Here is an 18,238-nt window from a genome sequence, read left to right as displayed (position 1 = left end):
CTCCGGCGTCGACCTGGACGTGCTCAAGGTCGACGGCGGCGTCACCGCCAACGAGCTGTGCATGCAGATGCAGGCCGACATCCTCGGCGTCCCGGTCTCGCGCCCCGTCGTCGCCGAGACCACCGCCCTGGGCGCCGCCTACGCCGCCGGCCTGGCCGTCGGCTTCTGGAGCACCACCGACGAACTCCGCCAGAACTGGAACGAGGACAAACGCTGGCACCCCACCTGGGACGACGACCAGCGCCACGCCGGCTACACCGGCTGGAAGAAGGCCGTCGACCGGACCCTCGACTGGGTCGACGTCGACTGACGGCACCGAACCCCGCGGGCGGGCCGGACCCGGCGCCGGCCCGCCCGCACCCAGACCGTCCACTCACCAGGAGCGACCAGTGACATCGACAGCCCTCGGACCGCAGTACCGCGAGGAGGTCCTGCGCGACCTCGGCGCGACGGAGTTCGACGTCCTCGTCGTCGGCGGCGGCATCGTCGGCACCGGCGCCGCCCTCGACGCGATCTCGCGGGGCCTGTCCGTCGCGCTCGTCGAGGCGCGCGACTGGGCGGCCGGGACCTCCAGCCGGTCCAGCAAGCTCGTGCACGGCGGGCTGCGCTACCTGGAGCAGCGCGACTTCGGGCTGGTCCGGGAGGCGCTGCGGGAGCGCGGCCTGCTGCTGCGGCAGCTCGCGCCCCACCTCGTCCGGCCCGTCCGGTTCCTGTACCCGCTGCGGAGCAGGATGTGGGAGCGGGCGTACGTCAGCGCGGGCGTCACCCTGTACGACACGATGGGCGGCGCGCGGTCGCTGCCCCGGCACCGGCAGCTCACCCGGCGCGGCGCGCTGCGCGAGGCCCCCGCGCTGCGCGGCGACGCGCTCGTCGGGGCGATCCAGTACTACGACGCGCAGGTGGACGACGCGCGCTACACGATGATGGTCGCCCGGACCGCCGCCGAGTACGGCGCCCGCGTCGCCACCCGCACCGAGGTCACCGGGTTCCTGCGCGAGGGCGAGCGGGTCACCGGCGCCCGCGTCGTGGACCTGGAGACCGGCTGGGAGACCGACGTCCGGGCCCGCCGGGTCGTGTGCGCGACCGGCGTGTGGACGGACGGCGCGCAGGCGATGACCGGGTCGCGGGCGACGTTCTCCGTCCAGGCGTCCAAGGGCGTCCACCTGGTGGTGCCGCGCGACCGGATCCGGATGGACACCGGCCTGATCACGCGGACCGAGCGGAGCGTGCTGTTCGTCATCCCGTGGGGGCGGCACTGGCTGGTCGGCACGACCGACACGCCGTGGGACCGCGGCCCGGACGAGCCCGTCGCGGACCACTTCGACATCGACTACCTGCTGGAGCAGGCCAACGCCGTGCTGCGCGTCCCGCTGACCCGCGCCGACGTCGAGGGCGTGTACGCGGGGCTGCGGCCGCTGCTGTCCGGCGAGGTGGAGGACACGGCCCGGCTGTCGCGCGAGCACGCCGTCGCCGAGCCGGTGCCCGGCCTCGTCGTGGTGACGGGCGGAAAGTTCACCACCTACCGGGTGATGGCGAAGGACGCGGTGGACGTCGTCGCCGAGGGCCTGGACGACGCGGTGCCGGAGTCGGTCACCGCCCGGCTGCCGATCCTCGGCGCGATCGGCTTCGAGGTGCTGTGGAACGAGCGGCGGCGGCTCGCCGCCCGCTCCGGCCTGCACGTCGCCCGCGTGGAGCACCTGCTGCGGCGCTACGGCTCCTGCGCCACCGAGGTCCTGGCGCTGGTCGCGGACGATCCCGCGCTCGGCGCGCCCGTCCCCGGCGCGGAGGACTACCTGTGCGCCGAGGCCGTCTACGCCGTGACGCACGAAGGAGCGCTCCACCTGGAGGACATCCTCGCCCGCAGGCTGCGGGTCTCGATCGAGGCGTGGGACGGGGGCGCGGCCGCCGCCGCCCGCGTCGCCGAGCTCGTCGCGCCGCACCTGGGCTGGGGCGCCGAGGAGATCGCCGACGAGGTCAAGCGGTACGTGCTCCAGGTGCGTGCGGAGCGGGCGGGCGGCCCGGCCATCGCCGAGCCTCCGGTCGCCGAGCCGCCGGTCCCAGCCGCCTAGGGCCGTCCTAGCTTGCGACCTGCGGGCGGAACGCGGCGGTCATCGCGGTGACGCCGCCGGGCGCCTCGACGGCCAGCGGGCCGTCCGGGGAGCCGGTCACCGCGAACGGCTGCCCCGCGTAGACGGGACGCCGCGCCCGGAACGACAGTTCGGCGACCTTCACGCCCGCCCGGCGCGGCAGTTCCAGGCACAGGATCGCGAGCAGCGGCCCGTGGACGACGAGACCGCCATGGCCCTCGACCTCGGTGGCGTACCTCTCGTCGTAGTGGATGCGGTGCGCGTTGTAGGTGAGCGCGCTGAACCGGAACAGCAGCACCGGATCGGCCGTCACGGCAAGCGTCCACGGGGCGTCCGCGGCCGGTGCCTCGAAGGACACCTCCGCCGGACGGGCCGCCGCGTCACCGCTGCGGTAGACGAGGTCCTGCTCCTCGACCGCGACCTCCGCCCCGTCCCGGAGGAACGTGTGCCGGACGGTGACGAACAGCATCTCGCCGCTCCGCCCGTGCTTCAGGGCGGTGGAGGCCAGCTCGGCCCGGCGGGTGATGGTGTCGCCGATCCGGATCGGCGCGGCGGAGCGGAACCGTCCGCCGGCAAACATCCGGCGCCTGCCGGGGATCGGCGGCAGGAAGTGCCCGGCGCGCGGATGCCCGTCCGGGCCCAGCTCGCGCTGCGCGGGCCGGTCGAGGAAGTGCAGCCAGTGCCACAGCGGAGGCAGCTCGCCGCCGGGCGGCTCGACATCGAGCAGGCCCGCCAAGGCGATGGACGGCGCCGCGTCGATGACCTCGGTCGTCTCCCGCGGCCCGGGGGCCCAGCCCGCGACGTCGATCACGCGACCGCCCCCTTGGCGCGCAGGTCCGCGACGTCCAGGCCGAGGGCGGCCAGCACCTCGTCGGTGTGCTCGCCGAGCCCGGGCGCGGGGACCGCCTCGCGCTCCCCCGTGTCGAGCGGGGACGCCGGGGCGCGCAGGCGGCCGACGCCGGGCTGGTCGATCTCGCCCATCATCGGGTTGCCGTCGAGGTCCAGCTCGGTGAACCGCCGGTAGGGCGCCCACAGCACGGACGTGCCGGACAGCGCCGACTCGACCTCGGGCAGCGTCCGCGCCGCGAACCACGGGGCGACGAGCGCCGCGAGCGCCTCGCGGTACCGGTAGCGGTCGCCGTCCACGGCGAAGTCGGCGCCGAGCAGCCGCTCCAGCTCGCCGACGGTCTCCGCCAGGCCGGTCGCGGCGCACAGGTCGGCGAAGTGCCGACCGGTCAGCGCGACGACCATGACCCGGCCGCCGCCCGCGACCGCGAAGTCGCGGCCGAACCCGCCGAACAGGTGGTTGCCGATGCGCGGCCGCTCCCGCCCGAGCTGCGCCTCCGCGAGGAAGCCGAGGTTCCCGGCGGTGGCGAGCGCGACGTCGTAGAGCGGCAGCCTGATCCGCGCGCCCTCCCCCGTCCGCGACCGGCGCCGCTCGGCCGCCAGCAGCCCGACCGCCGCGTACAGCCCGCACGCCACGTCCCAGGCGGGCAGCACGTGGCTGACCGGCCCGGCGTGGTCGGCGGGCCCGGTCACCAGCGGGAACCCGATCTCGGCGTTGACGGTGTAGTCGACGGCGGCACCGCCGTCGTGGCGGCCCTCGATCTGGAGGTGGATCAGGTCGGGCCGCGCCTCCGCGAGCGCCGCGTGCGACAGCCATCCCCGCCCGACGGCGTTGGTCAGGACGATCCCCGCGTCGGCGGCCAGCCGCGTCACGGCGTCGCGTCCCTCCGGTGAGCGGAAGTCGACGGTGACCGACCGCTTGCCCTTGTTCATCCCGGTCCACAGCAGGCTCGTCCCGGACGGGGCGAGCGGCCAGCGCCCGGTGTCGGCGGCGCCGCCGAGGGGGTCGACCCGGACGACGTCGGCGCCGAGCTGGGCGAGCGTCATGCCGCCGAGCGGGGCCGCGACGAAGCTGGAGATCTCGACGATCCGCAGCCCCTCCAGCATCGCCGCCATCAGGTCTCCGCCTCGCGCATGCGCCCGCTCCCTGCTCCCATATATTTCATATGATTATGGAGCAGAGCGCCCCCGAGCACGACACCCGGGGGGCGCGGCGCGGTCAGGCGAACGCGTTCACGCCGGTCAGCTCGGCCGAGACCGTCCAGAGCCGCGCCGCCTGCTCCGGGCCGACGGCGTAGGCGCGCACGCCGACGCGCGGCGGCTCGTCCTCGCCCGACGTCCGGCCCGTGGTCTCCGGGACGTCCGCCGGAGCCGGCTCGGCGATGTCGCAGTCCTCGCAGTAGACGCCGCCCATGCCGTCGAGCCGGGGCGACGTCGCCGCCCACACCGACGTCGCCGCGCCCTGCTCGGGCGTCTTGAAGTAGGGCAGTTCGAGGGAGTTGCCGTCCTCGTCGATCCAGCCGCGCTCGACCATCTCCTCCCTCGGCAGGTGCCGCTGGAGCGGCGTGAGGATGCTGCCCGGGTGCAGGGAGAAGGCCCGCACGGCGTCCTTGGCGAGCGCGTCCAGGTGGACGGCGAACAGGATGTTCGCGGTCTTGGCCTGCCCGTAGGCCTCCCACTTGTCGTAGCCGCGCTCGAAGTGGAGGTCGTCCCAGCGGATGCCGGAGAAGTGGTGCCCGGCCGAGGACACCGAGACCACGCGGGCCCCCTCGCGGACCGCGGGCCACAGCCGGTTGACCAGCGCGAAGTGCCCCAGGTGGTTGGTCGCGAACTGCGCCTCCCACCCCGGCCCCACCCGGGTCTCCGGGCACGCCATGATCGCGGCGTTGCCGATGAGCAGGTCGATGCCGCGTCCGGAGTCGAGGAACCGGTCGGCGAACGCGCGGACGCTGCCGAGGTCGGCGAGGTCCAGCTCGTCCACCTCGACACCGCCGATGCCGGCGAGCGCCTCCTCCGCGACCGCCCGCCGCCGCGCCGGCACCACGACGTGGGCGCCCGCGCCGGCCAGCGCCCGCGTCGTCTCCAGGCCGAGCCCGGAGTAGCCGCCGGTCACGACGGCGAGCCTGCCGGACAGGTCGATCCCCCGCACCACCTCCGCAGCGGTGCTCTTCGCCCCGAAACCGGATCCGATCTTGTGCTGAGGTGTCGTCGTCATGATCCGAACGCTATGACCTGGAGCATGCTCCAGGTCAAACAGCCGCTCCGGGCTCGGCGGGGACGAGGGGGCAGCGGGTCCCGGTGTAGATCGTCGGCATGCATCGGTTGCAGTGGACGCACAGGGACGGGGTGGACGGGTCCGCGGCGAGCCGGTTGACCAGGTCGGGCTCGCGGAGCAGCGCGCGGGCCATGGCGACGAACTCGAAGCCCTCCGCCATCGCGAGGTCCATGGTCTCGCGCGTGGTGATGCCGCCGAGCAGGATAAGCGGAAGGTTCAGCTCGGCGCGGAAGCGGCGGGCGTGCTCCAGCAGGAACGCGTCCTTGTAGGGATAGGCGCGAAGGAACCTCGTCCCGGACAGGCGGATGCCGAGCCGCAGCGGCTGCCGGAAGTTGGCCGCGAACTCGGGGACGGGCGCGTCGCCGCGGAACAGGTACATGGGGTTGAGCAGGGAGCTTCCCGCGGTCAGCTCCAGGGCGTCGACCGTCCCCTCGTCCTGGAGCCAGCGCGCCACCTGGAGGCTGTCGTCCACCTCCAGCCCGCCCGGCACGCCGTCCCGCATGTTCAGCTTGGCGGTCACGGCGATGCGGTCCCCGACCTCGTCGCGGACGGCGCGGGCGATGCCGAGCGCCACCTTCGCCCGGTTCGCGATCGGCCCGCCGTAGCCGTCGTCGCGCTTGTTGAGCCGGGGGCTGAGGAACGAGCTGGCCAGGTAGTTGTGGCCGAAGTGGATCTCCACGGCGTCGAAGCCCGCCTCGATCGCGAGGCGCGCGGCGGCGGCGTGGTCGCGGGTGACGCGCTCGATGTCCTCGCGGGTGGCGGCGCGGGTGAAGCGCATGCCGAGGGGATTGAAGAAGCGCCCCGCCGACAGCGCGGTGAGCCCGGTCGAGCTCCGGTCGGAGACCGGTCCGGCGTGCCCGATCTGGGCGCACGCGGCGGCGCCCTCGGCGTGGACGGCGTCGGTGAGCCGCCGGAGCCCCGGGACGGCCTCCGGGCGCATCCAGATCTGGCGCCGCTCCGTGCGCCCCTCGGGGGCGACGGCGCAGTACGCGACGGTCGTCATGCCCACCCCCCCGGCGGCGGGCCGGCGGTGGTACTCGATCAGGCCGTCGGTGGCGAGGGACTCGGGCGTCCGGCCCTCGAACGTCGCGGCCTTGATCACACGGTTGCGCAGCGTGACGGGCCCGAGGCGGGCCTTCTCGAAGACGTCCATCGGGGACCCCGGATCAGAGGCGCTCGATGATCGTGACGTTGGCCTGGCCGCCGCCCTCGCACATCGTCTGGAGGCCGTAGCGGCCGCCCGTCCGCTCCAGCTCGTGCAGGAGCGTCGTCATCAGGCGGGCGCCGGTCGCGCCGAGCGGGTGCCCGAGCGCGATCGCGCCGCCGTTCGGGTTCGTCGTGGCAGGGTCGGCGCCGGTCTCCTTCAGCCAGGCGAGCACGACCGGGGCGAACGCCTCGTTGATCTCGACGGCGTCGATGTCGCCGATCGTCATCCCGGTCTTCTTCAGCGCGTACGCCGTGGCGGGGATCGGCGCGGACAGCATCCGGATCGGGTCCTCGCCCCGCGCGGAGAGGTGGTGGATCCGGGCGCGCGGCGTGAGCCCGTGGTCGCGGACCGCGCGCTCGGACGCGATGAGCAGCGCCGCGGAGCCGTCGGAGATCTGCGACGACAGCGCCGCGGTGAGGCGCCCGCCGTCCACCAGCGTCTTCAGGCCGGCCATCTTCTCCAGGGTGGTGTCGCGGCGCGGCCCCTCGTCGGCGGCGACGCCCTCGTACGGGACGATCTCGCGCTCGAACCGTCCCTCGTCGATCGCGCGGATCGCCCGCTGGTGCGACTCGTAGGCGAACGCCTCCATCTCCTCGCGGGAGATGTCCCAGTCCCGGGCGATCATCTCGGCGCCGGCGAACTGCGACACCTCGCCGTTCCCGTAGCGGCGCACCCACCCCTTGGAGCCGTTGTAGGGGCCGTCGGTGAAGCCGAGCGGCTCGGCGGCCGTCATCGCGTAGGCGATCGGGATCTGCGACATGTTCTGCACGCCGCCCGCCACGACCATGTCGGACGTCCCGGACAGGACGGCCTGCGCGGCGAAGTGGACGGCCTGCTGCGACGAGCCGCACTGGCGGTCGACGGTGACGCCGGGGACCTCCTCGGGGAACCCGGCCGCGAGCCAGCAGGTGCGGGCGATGTCGCCGGCCTGCGGTCCGACGGCGTCCACGCAGCCGAACACGACGTCCTCGACCGCGGCCGGGTCGGCGCCCGAGCGGTCCATCAGCGCCGTCAGGACGTGCGCGCCCAGGTCGGCGGGGTGCGCGCCGGCGAGCCCGCCGCCGCGCCGGCCGACCGGCGCGCGGACGGCTTCGACGATGTAGGCCTCGGCCATGGGGGTCTCCTCTGCGGGGGTCGGCTTCGCGGGGGTCGGTGCGCGGGGGGCTAGAGGTCAGCTCGCCTGGATGCCCTCCAGGACCATGGCGAGGTACTGCTTGGCGATATCGTCGGCGGGCAGCCGCCCGCCGGGCTGGTACCAGTTCGCCGCGACCCAGACGGTGTCGCGGATGAAGCGGTAGACGAGCGTCCGGTCGAGGTCGGCGCGGAAGGCGCCCTCCCGGACGCCCCGGGCGAGCAGCGCCATCCACATCTCCTCGAACCGCCGGTGCGAGTCGAGGAGGTAGCGGAAGCGCTCGGAGTTCGCAAGGTGCTTGGACTCGTTCTGGTAGAGCACGACCGCGGGGCGGTGCCGGTCGATGGAGCGGAACGACTCCACGACGATGGCCTCCAGGGTCTCCCGCGCGCCGAGCCCCGCGGCGAGGACGCGGTCGTAGGCGGCCCACATCTCGTTCAGGAAGGTCGAGAGGATCTCGTCGGCCATCGACTCCTTGGAGTCGAAGTGGTAGTACAGGCTGCCGCCGAGGATCCCGGCGGCGTCGGCCACCTTCCGGACGGTGGTGGCGGCGTAGCCCTGGGAGGCGAACACCTCCGCCGCGGTGGCGAGCAACTCGGCCCGCCGCTGCGCGCGGGCGGTGGCGGTGCCCTCGGCGTCGCGCCGTCGTGGACTCATCGGTTTCCTCGGGGTGCTGGGAGGGCGCTAGGGATGCTGGGACGACACAGCGACGACCTCGCCCGTCATGTACGAGGAGTAGTCGCTGGCCAGGAAGACGATAACGTTGGCCACCTCCCACGGCTCCGCGTAGCGTCCGAACGCCTCCCGGCGCGTCAGCTCCTCCAGCAGGTCCTCCGAGGTCACCTTGACGAGGTGCGGGTGCATGGCGAGGGACGGCGACACCGCGTTGACGCGGACGCCGAAGTCCGCGGCCTCCAGCGCGGCGCAGCGGGTGAGCGCCATGACCCCTGCCTTCGCGGCGGCGTAGTGGGACTGGCCCTTCTGCGCCCGCCAGCCGATCACCGAGGCGTTGTTGACGATCACGCCCGCGCCCTGGTCCCGCATGATCCGCAGGGCGGCGCGGGTGCAGCGCATCGTGCCGTTCAGCGTGACGTCGAGGACGCGGCTCCACTGCTCGTCGGCCATGTCGGCGAGGTCCGCGGTCCCGCCGAGCCCGGCGTTGTTGACCGCGACGTCGATCCGCCCGAACCGCTCCAGCGCGTGCGCGTACAGCGCCTGGACCTGGTCCTCGGCGGTGACGTCGCAGGGCAGCGACCCGACCCGGTCGGCGCCGAACTCCTTCTCCAGCTCCGCCGCGGACGCGGCGAGCCGCCGCTCGTGCGCGTCCGAGACCACGACGCGGGCGCCCTCCTCCAGGCAGCGGCGCGCGACGGCGCCGCCGATCCCGGCACCGGCCGCCGCGGTGATCACGACGGCGCGGTCCCGCAGCAGGCCGTGCCCGGGGACGTACGGGGGCGGGGCGGCGGTCATCCGCGGGCCTCCCTGCTCGAAGTGGACGCACTCGAAGTGGACGCGCTCGACGTGGACGCACTCGAAGTGGACGCGCTCGACGTGGACGCGGTCGGGGCGGACGCGGCCGGGGCCGGGTCGCGGGGCAGGCCGAGGACGCGCTCGGCGATGATGTTGCGCTGGATCTCGTTCGACCCTGCGTAGATCGTGTCGGCGCGGGAGAACAGGAACAGCCGCTGCCAGTCGTTCAGCTCGTAGGGCGCGCCGTCCGCGACCGTCCCGGCGGCGCCGAGGACGTCCATGGCCAGCTCGCCGAGCTCGCGGTGCCAGGTGCCCCAGACGAGCTTGGAGATCGACGACTCGGGGCCCGGCGCCCCGGCCTCGACGCCCGCCATCGTCCGCGTCGCGTTCAGCCGCATGATCTCCAGGCCCATGTGCGCGCGGACGAGCCGGTCGCGCAGCAGCGGGTCGTCGATCGCGCCGGTGCGGCGGGCCAGCTCGACCACCCCGTCCAGCTCCCGGCGGAACCCGACCTGCTGGCCGAGCGTCGCCACGCCCCGCTCGAACCCGAGCGTCGCCATCGCGATCCTCCAGCCGTCGCCGGGCGCGCCGACGATGTTCGCCGCGTCCGTCCGGGCGCCGTCGAAGAACACCTCGTTGAACTCGGACGTGCCGGTGAGCTGGACGATCGGCCGGATGTCCACGCCCGGCTGCCGCATCGGGACCAGCAGGTACGACAGGCCGCGGTGGCGGGACGAGCCGGGCTCGGTGCGGCAGACCGCGAAGCACCAGTCGGCCTCGACGGCCAGCGACGTCCACACCTTCTGGCCGTCGATCACCCAGTCCCCGCCGTCGAGCGCCGCCCGCGTCTGCACGTTCGCGAGGTCGGAGCCCGCGTCGGGCTCGGAGTAGCCCTGGCACCACAGCTCCTCGACCGCCGCGATCGGCGGCAGGAAGCGGGCGCGCTGCGCGTCCGTCCCGAACGCGAGGATCGTCGGGCCGAGCAGGTTCTCGCCGATGTGCCCGACCCGGGCGGGGGCGTTCGCGAGCGCGTACTCCTCGTTGAAGATCACCTGCTGCGCGACGGTGGCGCCGCGCCCGCCGTGCTCCTCGGGCCAGCCGAGGCACGTCCACCCCCCGGCGGCCATGTGGCGCTCCCAGGCCAGCCGCTCGGGGAACGCCTCGTGCTCGCGGCCCGGCCCGCCGAGCCCGCGGGCGTGCGCGAAGTCGCCCGACAGGGCGGTCTCCAGCCAGTCGCGGACCTCGGCGCGGAACGCCCGGTCCGCGGGGGCCTCGTACTCGTCCACGCCCGCACTCTACCAAACGGTTGTTAGAAAGAATCACCCTCCAGCGCGGGACCCGACACCACCGCTCCCTCCGGGACGGGCAACGCCCCTTCCCCCGCACGGCCGAGGGGCGCCTGACCCGGCACCGCCTCCTCCGGGACGGCCTCGTCCCGCGCCGGCAGGGTGCTGTGGAGCAGGTCGAACAGCCGGTCCCAGCGCGCCAGCACCGTCTCCGGCCGGAACCGCTCGACCGACGCGCGGGCCTCGCGCCCGAGGGACCGGCGCAGGTCCCGGTCGTCCATCAGGCGTCCGAGCGCGGCGGCGAACGCGGCGGTGTCGCCGGGCGGGACGAGCAGCCCGTCCCGCCCGTCCTCGATGAGGGCCCGGACGCCCGGCGCGCAGTCGAACGCCACGGACGGCAGCCCGTAGGCCATCGCCTCCAACACCGACATGGGGAAGCCCTCGGCCCGGGACGGAAGCGCGAACACCGACGCCTCGACCAGCGCGTCCTCCACGTCGTCCACCACGCCGCGGAACTCGACCGAGTCCGCCAGCCCGGCCGTGGCCGCCGCAGCGCACAGCTCATCCTCCTGCGGCCCGGCGCCGTAGACGTGCAGGCGCCAGCCGGGACGCCCCGCGACCGCCCGCTCCCAGGCCTCCAGCAGCAGATCGACGCCCTTCTCGTAGGACAGGCGCCCGACGCAGGCGACGACCGGCAGGTCGAGCGTGGGGTGGACCTTCGGCCGGACGTGCAGCGCGTTCGGGACGTGGTCGGCGTTGCTCATGCCGTCGCGGGCCCAGGCGTCGGCGTCCTCGGCAGTGAGGAGGAGCAGCCGGTCCACGTCCGCGTACAGCTCCTTGACCCGCCGGTAGCGGGACGACCGGCGCGTCGCCGCGTACGACTCGTGGCTCATCCCCACCACGCGCAGCCCGCGGGTGTCGGCGAGCCGCACCCACTCCATCGCCCACACCTGCGCGACGATCACCACCGCGCCGGGGCGGGCGGCGGCGAACAGCTCCGACAGGCGCGCGGCACCGCGCCGCTGCGCCGCGGACCGCCGCAGGTCGCGGACGCGCGCCGGCAGGTCGAGGCGGTGCCGCGGCGTCTCCGGCCGCCAGGCGAGCACGGGCAGGCGCCACTCCCGGTGGAGCACCTCGACGGCGTACGAGCCGTCCCGGTGGTGGTCGTGCCGGTCGGTCCCGCGGGTGACGCCGACGAGGACGACCCGGTCGCCCCGGGCGGCCAGCAGCCGCGCCATGTGGTGCGCCCAGCGCTGGAGGCCCCCCATGTCGTCGACGTTGTTGCAGACGATGAAGACGTCACGCGGTGCCGCCACGTCGCCCCCCTCCGGAGAAGTAGCGTTCGACGACCGTCCGGGCGGCCGTCCCGCGGTCGTGCTCGCCGAACCGCCGCGCGAACGCCCGGCGGCGCCCGGCGTGCGCGGCGCCCGCGGCGTCCAGGCCCGCTAGCGCGGCGACGAGCTCCTCCTCGGTCCTGGTGATCGGCCCGGGGGCGTGCCGCTCCAGGTCGAAGTAGCCGGCGCCGAGGGTGGGCTCGTCCGGCAGGTGCAGGACGATCGGCCGGTCCAGCAGCGCGTAGTCGAACATGATCGACGAATGGTCGGTGACCAGCGCGTCCGCGAGGAGCAGCAGCGGGGTCACGTCGGGCACGGCGCCGACGTCGCGCATGACGGCGCGCGCCGACGGCGGCAGCCTGGTCGTGCACAGGTAGTGGGGCCGGACGAGCAACACCATCTCGTCGCCCAGCTCCCGGGCGAACACCGCCGGGTCGATGGGCGGGTCCATCCGGCGGACCGGCCGTCCGCCGGGCCCGGTGCGGAACGTCGGCGCGTACAGCACCGCCCGCCGCCCGTCGCCGAGCCCGAGGGAGCGGCGCAGCTCGGCCACCTCGGCCGCCAGCTCCGGGTCGCCGTCCAGCCCGCCGACCAGCGGGTCGTTGCGCGGGTAGCCCGCCGCGAGCAGCTCCGAGCGGACGCCGAGCCCCCGCACCAGCGTCGCGACGTCGTGCTCGGACCGCACCAGGAAGCAGTCGAAGCGGTCCACCATCCGCTGGAGCCGCGCCCGCTCGGCCTCCGGCCCGCACTTGAGCCGCGGCTGGTCGATGCCCATCCGCTTGTACGCCGAACCGTGCCAGGTCTGGATGTAGGTCGTCTCGCGCCGCTTGCGCAGCCCGTCCGGGAAGCCCTGGTTGTCCACCCAGAACCGGGCCCGCGCCAGCGCCAGGTAGTAGGCCCACGAGCCCCGCTTGACCAGGACGGCGTCGGACGGGAACCCCTTCGGGGACGACGCGTACGACCACACCGCGCGGAAGGGCCCGCCGGAGCGGCGCAGCTCCCGGTAGATGTACTTCGGGTTGTCGGCGTAGCGGGCGCCGAGGTGGCACTCGAACACCACCTGGCCCGCCCGGACCGGCAGCCGGCTCAGCACCCGGTTGAACACCCGGGCCTTGGTCGACCGGGACGTCAGCAGGTGCCGCGCGGACCGGTGCAGCCGCCTGACCCGGCGCCAGGCCTCCCGTCCCGTCGGCGTCCCGGCGGCCCGCAGCACGGCGGCCCTGGCCGGGCGCCCCCACGGCAGGCCGCCCTCCAGCAGGAACGCGAGGTGCCCGCCCTCCGTGACGTACGAGCGGAGCCGGTCCCCCGCGAGCCGCGTCAGCCGCGGCCGCACCGGCAAGGCGACCCCCGCCAGCGGCGGCGACCCGGCGCCGTCCCCGGGACAGGTGATCATCTCTTCGGCGCCGGCCCGGACGCGGAGCCGCACGTCCCACACGGGATCGACGAACCCGAAGGGGCGGATCCGCCGCCGGGGCTCGAACGCGGCCCGCCAGGCGAGGCGCCCGCCCCGGTGCTCGATCCGCGCCTTCGCCCGCTGCTTGCGGCCCGGACGGCGCCGGTCGAAGAACTCCAGCGTGGCCGACAGCGCGGCGCCCGCGGGCACCCGGCCCAGCGGGTTCAGCACGTGCCCGGCCATGTGGACGACGCCGCCGCGCATCTCCAGCCGCGTCACCGTGTTGGCCGGCCGCATCTCCTTGAGGGGCCGCTGGTGGAAGCCGAAGTCGGTCACGTCCAGGACGCGCCGCCCGGCACCTCCTGGAAGGGGGATGCGAGCCCTGACCGCCAGGGGCCCACCGGGCGAATCGGCGGGCGGGAGCCCGCCCCAGAAGATCCTGCCGTCCCGCTCCACCAGCGGGGCGCGCAGCTCGGGCCGCTTGCCGCGGTCGTACTCGGCGGCCGCGAGCGCCCCCGCGTGGTCGCCCTCCCGGACCAGGAACGCCGCGATCGCCGGCATGGGATTGGCCCGCTCGAACACCCGCGGGTCCAGCTCGGCCAGGTAGCCGGCCGCGAGATCGAGGAACCGCGCCCGGTAGGCCGGATCGCGGTCGCGCAGCTCGCGCAGGTAGAGCAGCAGGTCGTGGTTGACGAACTTGGCGTCCTTGACCCGCTGGAGCTCGTAGGCGCCGCGCAGCGCGAACAGCATGTCGATGCGGCGGTGGATCTCCAGCCGGTCGGCGAAGTTGGCCAGCTCGGCGCGCCGGTTGGAGATCGACGGCGCGACCGCCCGCTCCCTCACCAGCCAGTGGTAGACGCGGTGCGGGATCAGCGCGGTCCGCCCGGACGCCAGGTACGCCTCGGCGCTGAACAGCAGGTCCTCGTAGTGCAGCCGCTCGGTGAAGCGGAGCCCGTTCTCCTCCAGGAACTCCCGGCGGTAGGCCTTGTTGGTCGAGAGCGTGTCGTAGAGCAGGTCCGGCCGCTCCCGCAGCGACCCGTACACGGCGCTGCGCCTGTAGAGCCACGGGTACCAGGGCTTGATCCTGTCCCTGGCGCCCTCGGGCCGGTCCAGGAAGATCCGCTCGCAGAGGCCCGACACCAGGTCCGCGCCCGTCTCCCCGGCGGCGGACACCAGGTTGAGGCAGGCATGCCGGTCCAGCACGTCGTCGCTGTCGAGGAACATCACGTACCGGCCGTCCGACCGCTCGACCCCGGCGTTGCGGGGACGGCCGCAGCCGCCCGAGTTGGACGGCAGGTGCACCGCCCGGACCCGTCCCGGATGGGCCGCGGCGAGCCGGTCGGCGACCTCGCCGGTGCCGTCGGTGCTCGCGTCGTCCACGATCACCGTCTCGACGCCGCCCAGCGACTGGGCCAGCACCGAGCCGACGGCCCGCGGCAGCCGCCGCGCGTCGTTGTAGGCGATGACCACGACACTGGCATCCGGGCGCACCCGCGTGGGCCCTCCCTCCACTTCCGGCTGTTCGGGATTCCTTTCCAGGAACGCCGCGGGGAGGTCCAAGCACGATCAAAGGTCGTCAAGACTTTGCATTACCGCCGAATACCCCAGAAACACCGGAAGGCGCCCGGCGTGCGGCCGGGCGCCTTCCGAGGCGCTCCATCGGGGCCGGGCGATCCGCCCGGTGTGCCAGCGTCAGCGGTAGTCGGGGTAGCCGTAGCCGACGACCTGCGACTCCTTGCGGACCTTCTCCTTGACGGCGTTGCCGGTGTTGCCCTCGACGGTGGTGATCGTGCCGTCGCCGTTGTCCTTCTTGACGAAGCCGACGTGCTCGATACCGCTGATGCCGCCGCTGCGGCCGTCCTTGAAGTCGAAGAAGACGACGGCGCCGGGCTTCGGCGTGGTGCCCCACTTGCCGCTCTTCTTGAACCACGTGGCGTGCTGGACGGTGTAGGCGTCCCAGCCCATGCCCTGCGCGCCGACCTGGGCGCCGACCCAGGACACGAACATGTTGCACCAGCTCGCGCCGTTGTACTCGGCGACCCGGCCGCCGTCACGGCTGGCGGTGGCCTTGGCGTGCGGGGTCGAGACGTACCAGCGGTGGTACTTGGTCATCCCGCCGGCGCCCTCGTGGACGCCGATCTGGGACTCCGCCATCTTGATGACCTCGGACGCCTTGACCCGGTGCGGGGCCACCCGGAAGCCCTCGCGCCGCGCCTCGGCCGTGGCCGAGACGGCGCCCTCGGACGACGTGCCCTGCGCGGCGGCGGCCTGCGCCGGGGTCTCGGCGGTCGCGCTGGCGCCCGGCAGGGGGTTGAAGACGCTGAGCCCGATGGCGCCGGCCAGGACCGCGCCGACGGCGACGCCGACGGCCCTGTCCTCGGCGGTCAGGCTCTTCAGGTTCAGCGAAAGACGATCGAATCGACCGGTCATGCAGGGAATCTCCTTGTCTTCCATGACGCCTACCGGGTTAGCTGACGGATTCGGGCATGGAAGCTGCCCTACGGCGGCCCTGTCGGGCGCGCCGATTCACCCCTGGAACCTGGGTCCCCGGCTCCGTCCGGTCGTGCGACCGGAGCGGACTCGGCCTGCACCGCGGGAGAGCGGTGCCATGTATGCGGATATGTCTCAGCGACTGATCTTTTATGGAGGGGGCGCGCATCACTCCGGCGCGCGTCGCGTGCGGATACCGCTCCGCGACCTGCGGCCGCGCCCTCGCACGGCCGGCTACAACGCATGGAACGCGTTGCGAGATTCGGAGAGAAGGTATCAACCTTCCCAGCAAAAGCAAACCAGCGACAAAGCACTGTCCTGCCTGCTCAAGGGCCTTTCAAGAGAGTGTCAACGCCCCGGCTCGGCCAGGTCTTCCCGATCTTCACAGCCCCCCTGCCCGGGGACGGCGGCGACTGCCCCTCAGCCCCGATCGCACAGGCGATCCGAGGCTTCCGGAAAAGCCGCCGGCCGCGCCCCGCACCCGGGTAAAGGAGCCTTGGCGAAGCCCCGCCATCAAGATCGTCAGACCCTGAGGAACGCGTCGCAGGTCACACTCCGCGACCCATATCGCATCAAACGTGTCGTGCGTCACTCCACCCGCACGGCGAACATCGTCGTGTCGTCGGCCGCGCGGTCGTGCCCCATGCGCGCCAGCACCTCGTCCAGGACCGGTTCGGGCTCCGCCGAGCAGTCCTGGAGGATCCGCGTGAGCCGCCCGATCCGCTCGTCCAGGTCGGCGTCCCTGCGCTCCACCAGGCCGTCGGTGTAGAGGAAGATCAGGTCACCCGGGCTGAGCCGCGTGCGGATCCGCGTGTACGGCCAGTCCGACAGGGCGCCGAGCATCGGGTCCGGGACGATCTCCAGCGGCGCTGCCCGGCCGCCGCGGACCAGGATCGGCGGCGGATGCCCCGCGCACGTCCACTCCAGCAGGCGGCGGCGCGGCTCGTACTCCGCGACGACCGCCGTGCCCGTCGCGGGCGGGTCCATGTGCTCGACCAGCTCGTTCAGCCAGCCCATCAGCAGGTCCGGCGGGTCCTCCGTGCAGGCGAGCCCGAGCAGCCCGTTGCGCATGCGGGCCATCGCCGCCGTGGCCGGCAGCCCGTGCCCCGCCGCGTCCCCGATCGCGAACAGCGCCCGCCCGTTCCGCATCGCCCGGGTCGCGAACCAGTCCCCGCCGATGCGGGCGGCGCTCTCCGCGGCCAGGCTGCGGACCGCCATGCGCAGCCCCGGCAGCGGGTCCAGCTCGTGCTCGTCCGGCAGGATCGCCCGGCGCAGCGTCACCGCCACCCGCCGCTCCTGCGCCGTCTGCGCCTGCTGCTCCAGCATCAGGCGGCGGGTCTCGGCCAGCGCCCGCTCGATGCCCCGGCGCCGCGTGACGTCCTGCGACACGATGTTGATCGAGACGGGCAGCCCGCTCGCGTCCAGCACCGGCTCGGCGAACACCCACAGGTGCCGCGCCGTCCCGTCCTGCCCGATGACGCGGTGCTCCGCCTCCACCGGCTCCCTGCGCGAGAACAGCGTCTGCACGGCCTCCTCCACCAGCGGGAGGTCGTCGTCCGCCACCACCTTGGGAAGGTCATCGGGCATGGGCGGCACCTCGTCAGGGTGGAGCCCGTAGTTGGCGAGCATCTGCGGCGTCCAGTCCGCCTCTCCCGTGGCGAGGTCCCACTCACCGAACCCGAGCAGGGCCAGCCGCTCCACCCGCTCCAGACGCATCGCCTGGCGGTCCTCCTCACTGTGGTACCGCCACGTCACGCACACACCCGTCGGCACCTGGACGCACCGCACGCTCATCCGCGTCGACCGGGACAGCCCCGACTGCGCGGTCGTGTAGTCGATCGACGGACGCTCCATGCGAGTCCCGCTCTCCAGGACCTCCACATAGGCGTCGAAAAGCCCGCTCAGCACCGCCCCGGGGTCCGTCTGGAGGAGCCGCTGCCCGGTCAGCTCCTCCGCGCCACGGCCGAACAGGTCGCAGGCCACATCGTTGACCCCCGCGTAGAGGAAGTCGACGACCTTCCCCTCCTCCCCACGCACGGGCACCAGTTGCGCCGCCCCGTCCAGCGCGGCGTCCAAAATCGCCTGCGCCACCGGGTCCTCGGGCACCTCCGCCAGGATCTCCGCGTCGCCCGCGGTGTTCTCGGCCGTCACCCGGCGCAGGACGTCCTGAGCCTCGGACACCACCGTCCGCCGGTCCTCCGCCCCCGCCGCCCGCGGCGGACGCCGGCCGCTCACCGCCTCGTCCGCCACCGCGCCCCCGGCGACCCGGTCGCGCCCGCCCACCACCAGCGCGGCGGCCGCGGCGAGATCCAGGTCCAGGTCGCGGGCCAGCCAGATCAGATGCTGCAACGCCTCCCCCGGCGGGACGCCGAGCCGCCGCGCGAGCACCACCCGCGCCTCGGCCAGCACCGCGCGGTCGTGCGCGGCCCCCCGCAGGTCCTCCACCCCCGGCACTGCCGCGTGCACGCCCGACGGCATCTGCGGCAGGACGCCCGCCCCCGGAGGCGCGCCGGTCTCCGCCGGCGGCCCCTCCCGGGGCCCGCCGGGCTCCACCGGCGTGCCGTCAGCGTCCGTCACCGAACCCCCCGTTCCGCACGACATGCCCCCCAAAAGCAAAAAGCTACATACGCCGAGGAACGCCTATTCACCCTCATCTGGTAATCAGCCCGGATCTTTAAGGCGCCTTTTCGTTCCTCCCGATGCCGACCGGTTCCGGTG

Annotated in this window: 14 protein-coding genes and 1 riboswitch; of the genes, 2 read left to right on the top strand and 12 right to left on the bottom strand. The window is 74.0% G+C overall.

The window, feature by feature from the left end:
- Both E1300_RS23200 and E1300_RS23195 read left to right on the top strand, forming a co-directional pair.
- Positions 1–310: FGGY-family carbohydrate kinase (locus tag E1300_RS23200; protein WP_242619339.1), on the top strand; the 310-nt coding region annotated here is incomplete at its 5' end.
- Positions 311–389: 79 nt separating this feature from the next.
- Entirely contained in the window at positions 390–2,069 is a 1,680-nt protein-coding gene (locus tag E1300_RS23195; RefSeq protein WP_131759157.1) for a glycerol-3-phosphate dehydrogenase/oxidase, read from the top strand.
- A gap of 7 nt (positions 2,070–2,076) precedes the next feature.
- Here E1300_RS23195 and E1300_RS23190 read toward each other — a convergent pair whose 3' ends face one another.
- The 12 genes from E1300_RS23190 to E1300_RS23135 form a co-directional block, all read right to left on the bottom strand.
- Positions 2,077–2,898 carry an HTD2 family dehydratase gene (locus E1300_RS23190; RefSeq protein ID WP_131759156.1) on the bottom strand — a complete coding sequence of 274 codons (822 nt, stop codon included), beginning with the start codon at positions 2,896–2,898 and terminating at the stop codon, positions 2,077–2,079.
- Complete coding sequence (locus tag E1300_RS23185; RefSeq protein WP_131759155.1) at positions 2,895–4,049, bottom strand: CoA transferase; 1,155 nt, start codon at positions 4,047–4,049, stop codon at positions 2,895–2,897. The genes E1300_RS23190 and E1300_RS23185 overlap by 4 nt, the downstream gene beginning before the upstream one ends.
- Before the next feature lie 103 nt (positions 4,050–4,152).
- Entirely contained in the window at positions 4,153–5,148 is a 996-nt protein-coding gene (locus E1300_RS23180) for an SDR family NAD(P)-dependent oxidoreductase (RefSeq protein WP_131759153.1), read from the bottom strand.
- Between the two features lie 34 nt (positions 5,149–5,182).
- Positions 5,183–6,361: an NADH:flavin oxidoreductase gene (locus tag E1300_RS23175; protein ID WP_131759152.1), complete on the bottom strand. Its 1,179-nt coding sequence runs from the start codon at positions 6,359–6,361 to the stop codon at positions 5,183–5,185.
- A 13-nt stretch (positions 6,362–6,374) separates the two neighbouring features.
- The gene (locus E1300_RS23170) at positions 6,375–7,529 is read right to left on the bottom strand and encodes an acetyl-CoA C-acetyltransferase (RefSeq protein WP_131759150.1); all 1,155 of its coding nucleotides are present in this window, start codon (positions 7,527–7,529) and stop codon (positions 6,375–6,377) included.
- A gap of 57 nt (positions 7,530–7,586) precedes the next feature.
- Positions 7,587–8,204 carry a TetR/AcrR family transcriptional regulator gene (locus E1300_RS23165; RefSeq protein WP_131759148.1) on the bottom strand — a complete coding sequence of 206 codons (618 nt, stop codon included), beginning with the start codon at positions 8,202–8,204 and terminating at the stop codon, positions 7,587–7,589.
- 27 nt (positions 8,205–8,231) lie between these two features.
- Complete coding sequence (locus E1300_RS23160) at positions 8,232–9,017, bottom strand: SDR family oxidoreductase (protein WP_131759147.1); 786 nt, start codon at positions 9,015–9,017, stop codon at positions 8,232–8,234.
- Positions 9,014–10,303, bottom strand: a complete 1,290-nt coding sequence (locus E1300_RS23155; protein ID WP_131759146.1) for an acyl-CoA dehydrogenase family protein — start codon at positions 10,301–10,303, stop codon at positions 9,014–9,016. Before E1300_RS23155 ends, E1300_RS23160 begins: the two co-directional genes overlap by 4 nt.
- Positions 10,304–10,326: 23 nt before the next feature.
- Positions 10,327–11,619: a glycosyltransferase gene (locus tag E1300_RS23150; RefSeq protein ID WP_242619338.1), complete on the bottom strand. Its 1,293-nt coding sequence runs from the start codon at positions 11,617–11,619 to the stop codon at positions 10,327–10,329.
- Positions 11,603–14,521, bottom strand: a complete 2,919-nt coding sequence (locus E1300_RS23145) for a bifunctional glycosyltransferase/CDP-glycerol:glycerophosphate glycerophosphotransferase (protein ID WP_131759145.1) — start codon at positions 14,519–14,521, stop codon at positions 11,603–11,605. The genes E1300_RS23150 and E1300_RS23145 overlap by 17 nt, the downstream gene beginning before the upstream one ends.
- Before the next feature lie 201 nt (positions 14,522–14,722).
- Positions 14,723–15,460, bottom strand: coding sequence for a CHAP domain-containing protein (locus tag E1300_RS23140; protein WP_131759144.1), 738 nt, complete (start codon positions 15,458–15,460; stop codon positions 14,723–14,725).
- An 11-nt stretch (positions 15,461–15,471) separates the two neighbouring features.
- A riboswitch (cyclic di-AMP (ydaO/yuaA leader) is annotated at positions 15,472–15,626 on the bottom strand.
- Positions 15,627–16,108: 482 nt separating this feature from the next.
- Positions 16,109–18,097 carry a SpoIIE family protein phosphatase gene (locus E1300_RS23135; protein WP_242619337.1) on the bottom strand — a complete coding sequence of 663 codons (1,989 nt, stop codon included), beginning with the start codon at positions 18,095–18,097 and terminating at the stop codon, positions 16,109–16,111.
- Positions 18,098–18,238 lie beyond the last annotated feature (141 nt).

Source organism: Actinomadura fibrosa, assembly GCF_900659615.1.
In the GTDB taxonomy this organism is placed as follows: Bacteria; Actinomycetota; Actinomycetes; order Streptosporangiales; family Streptosporangiaceae; genus Spirillospora; species Spirillospora fibrosa.
This window is presented reverse-complemented; position numbering and strand designations above follow the sequence as displayed.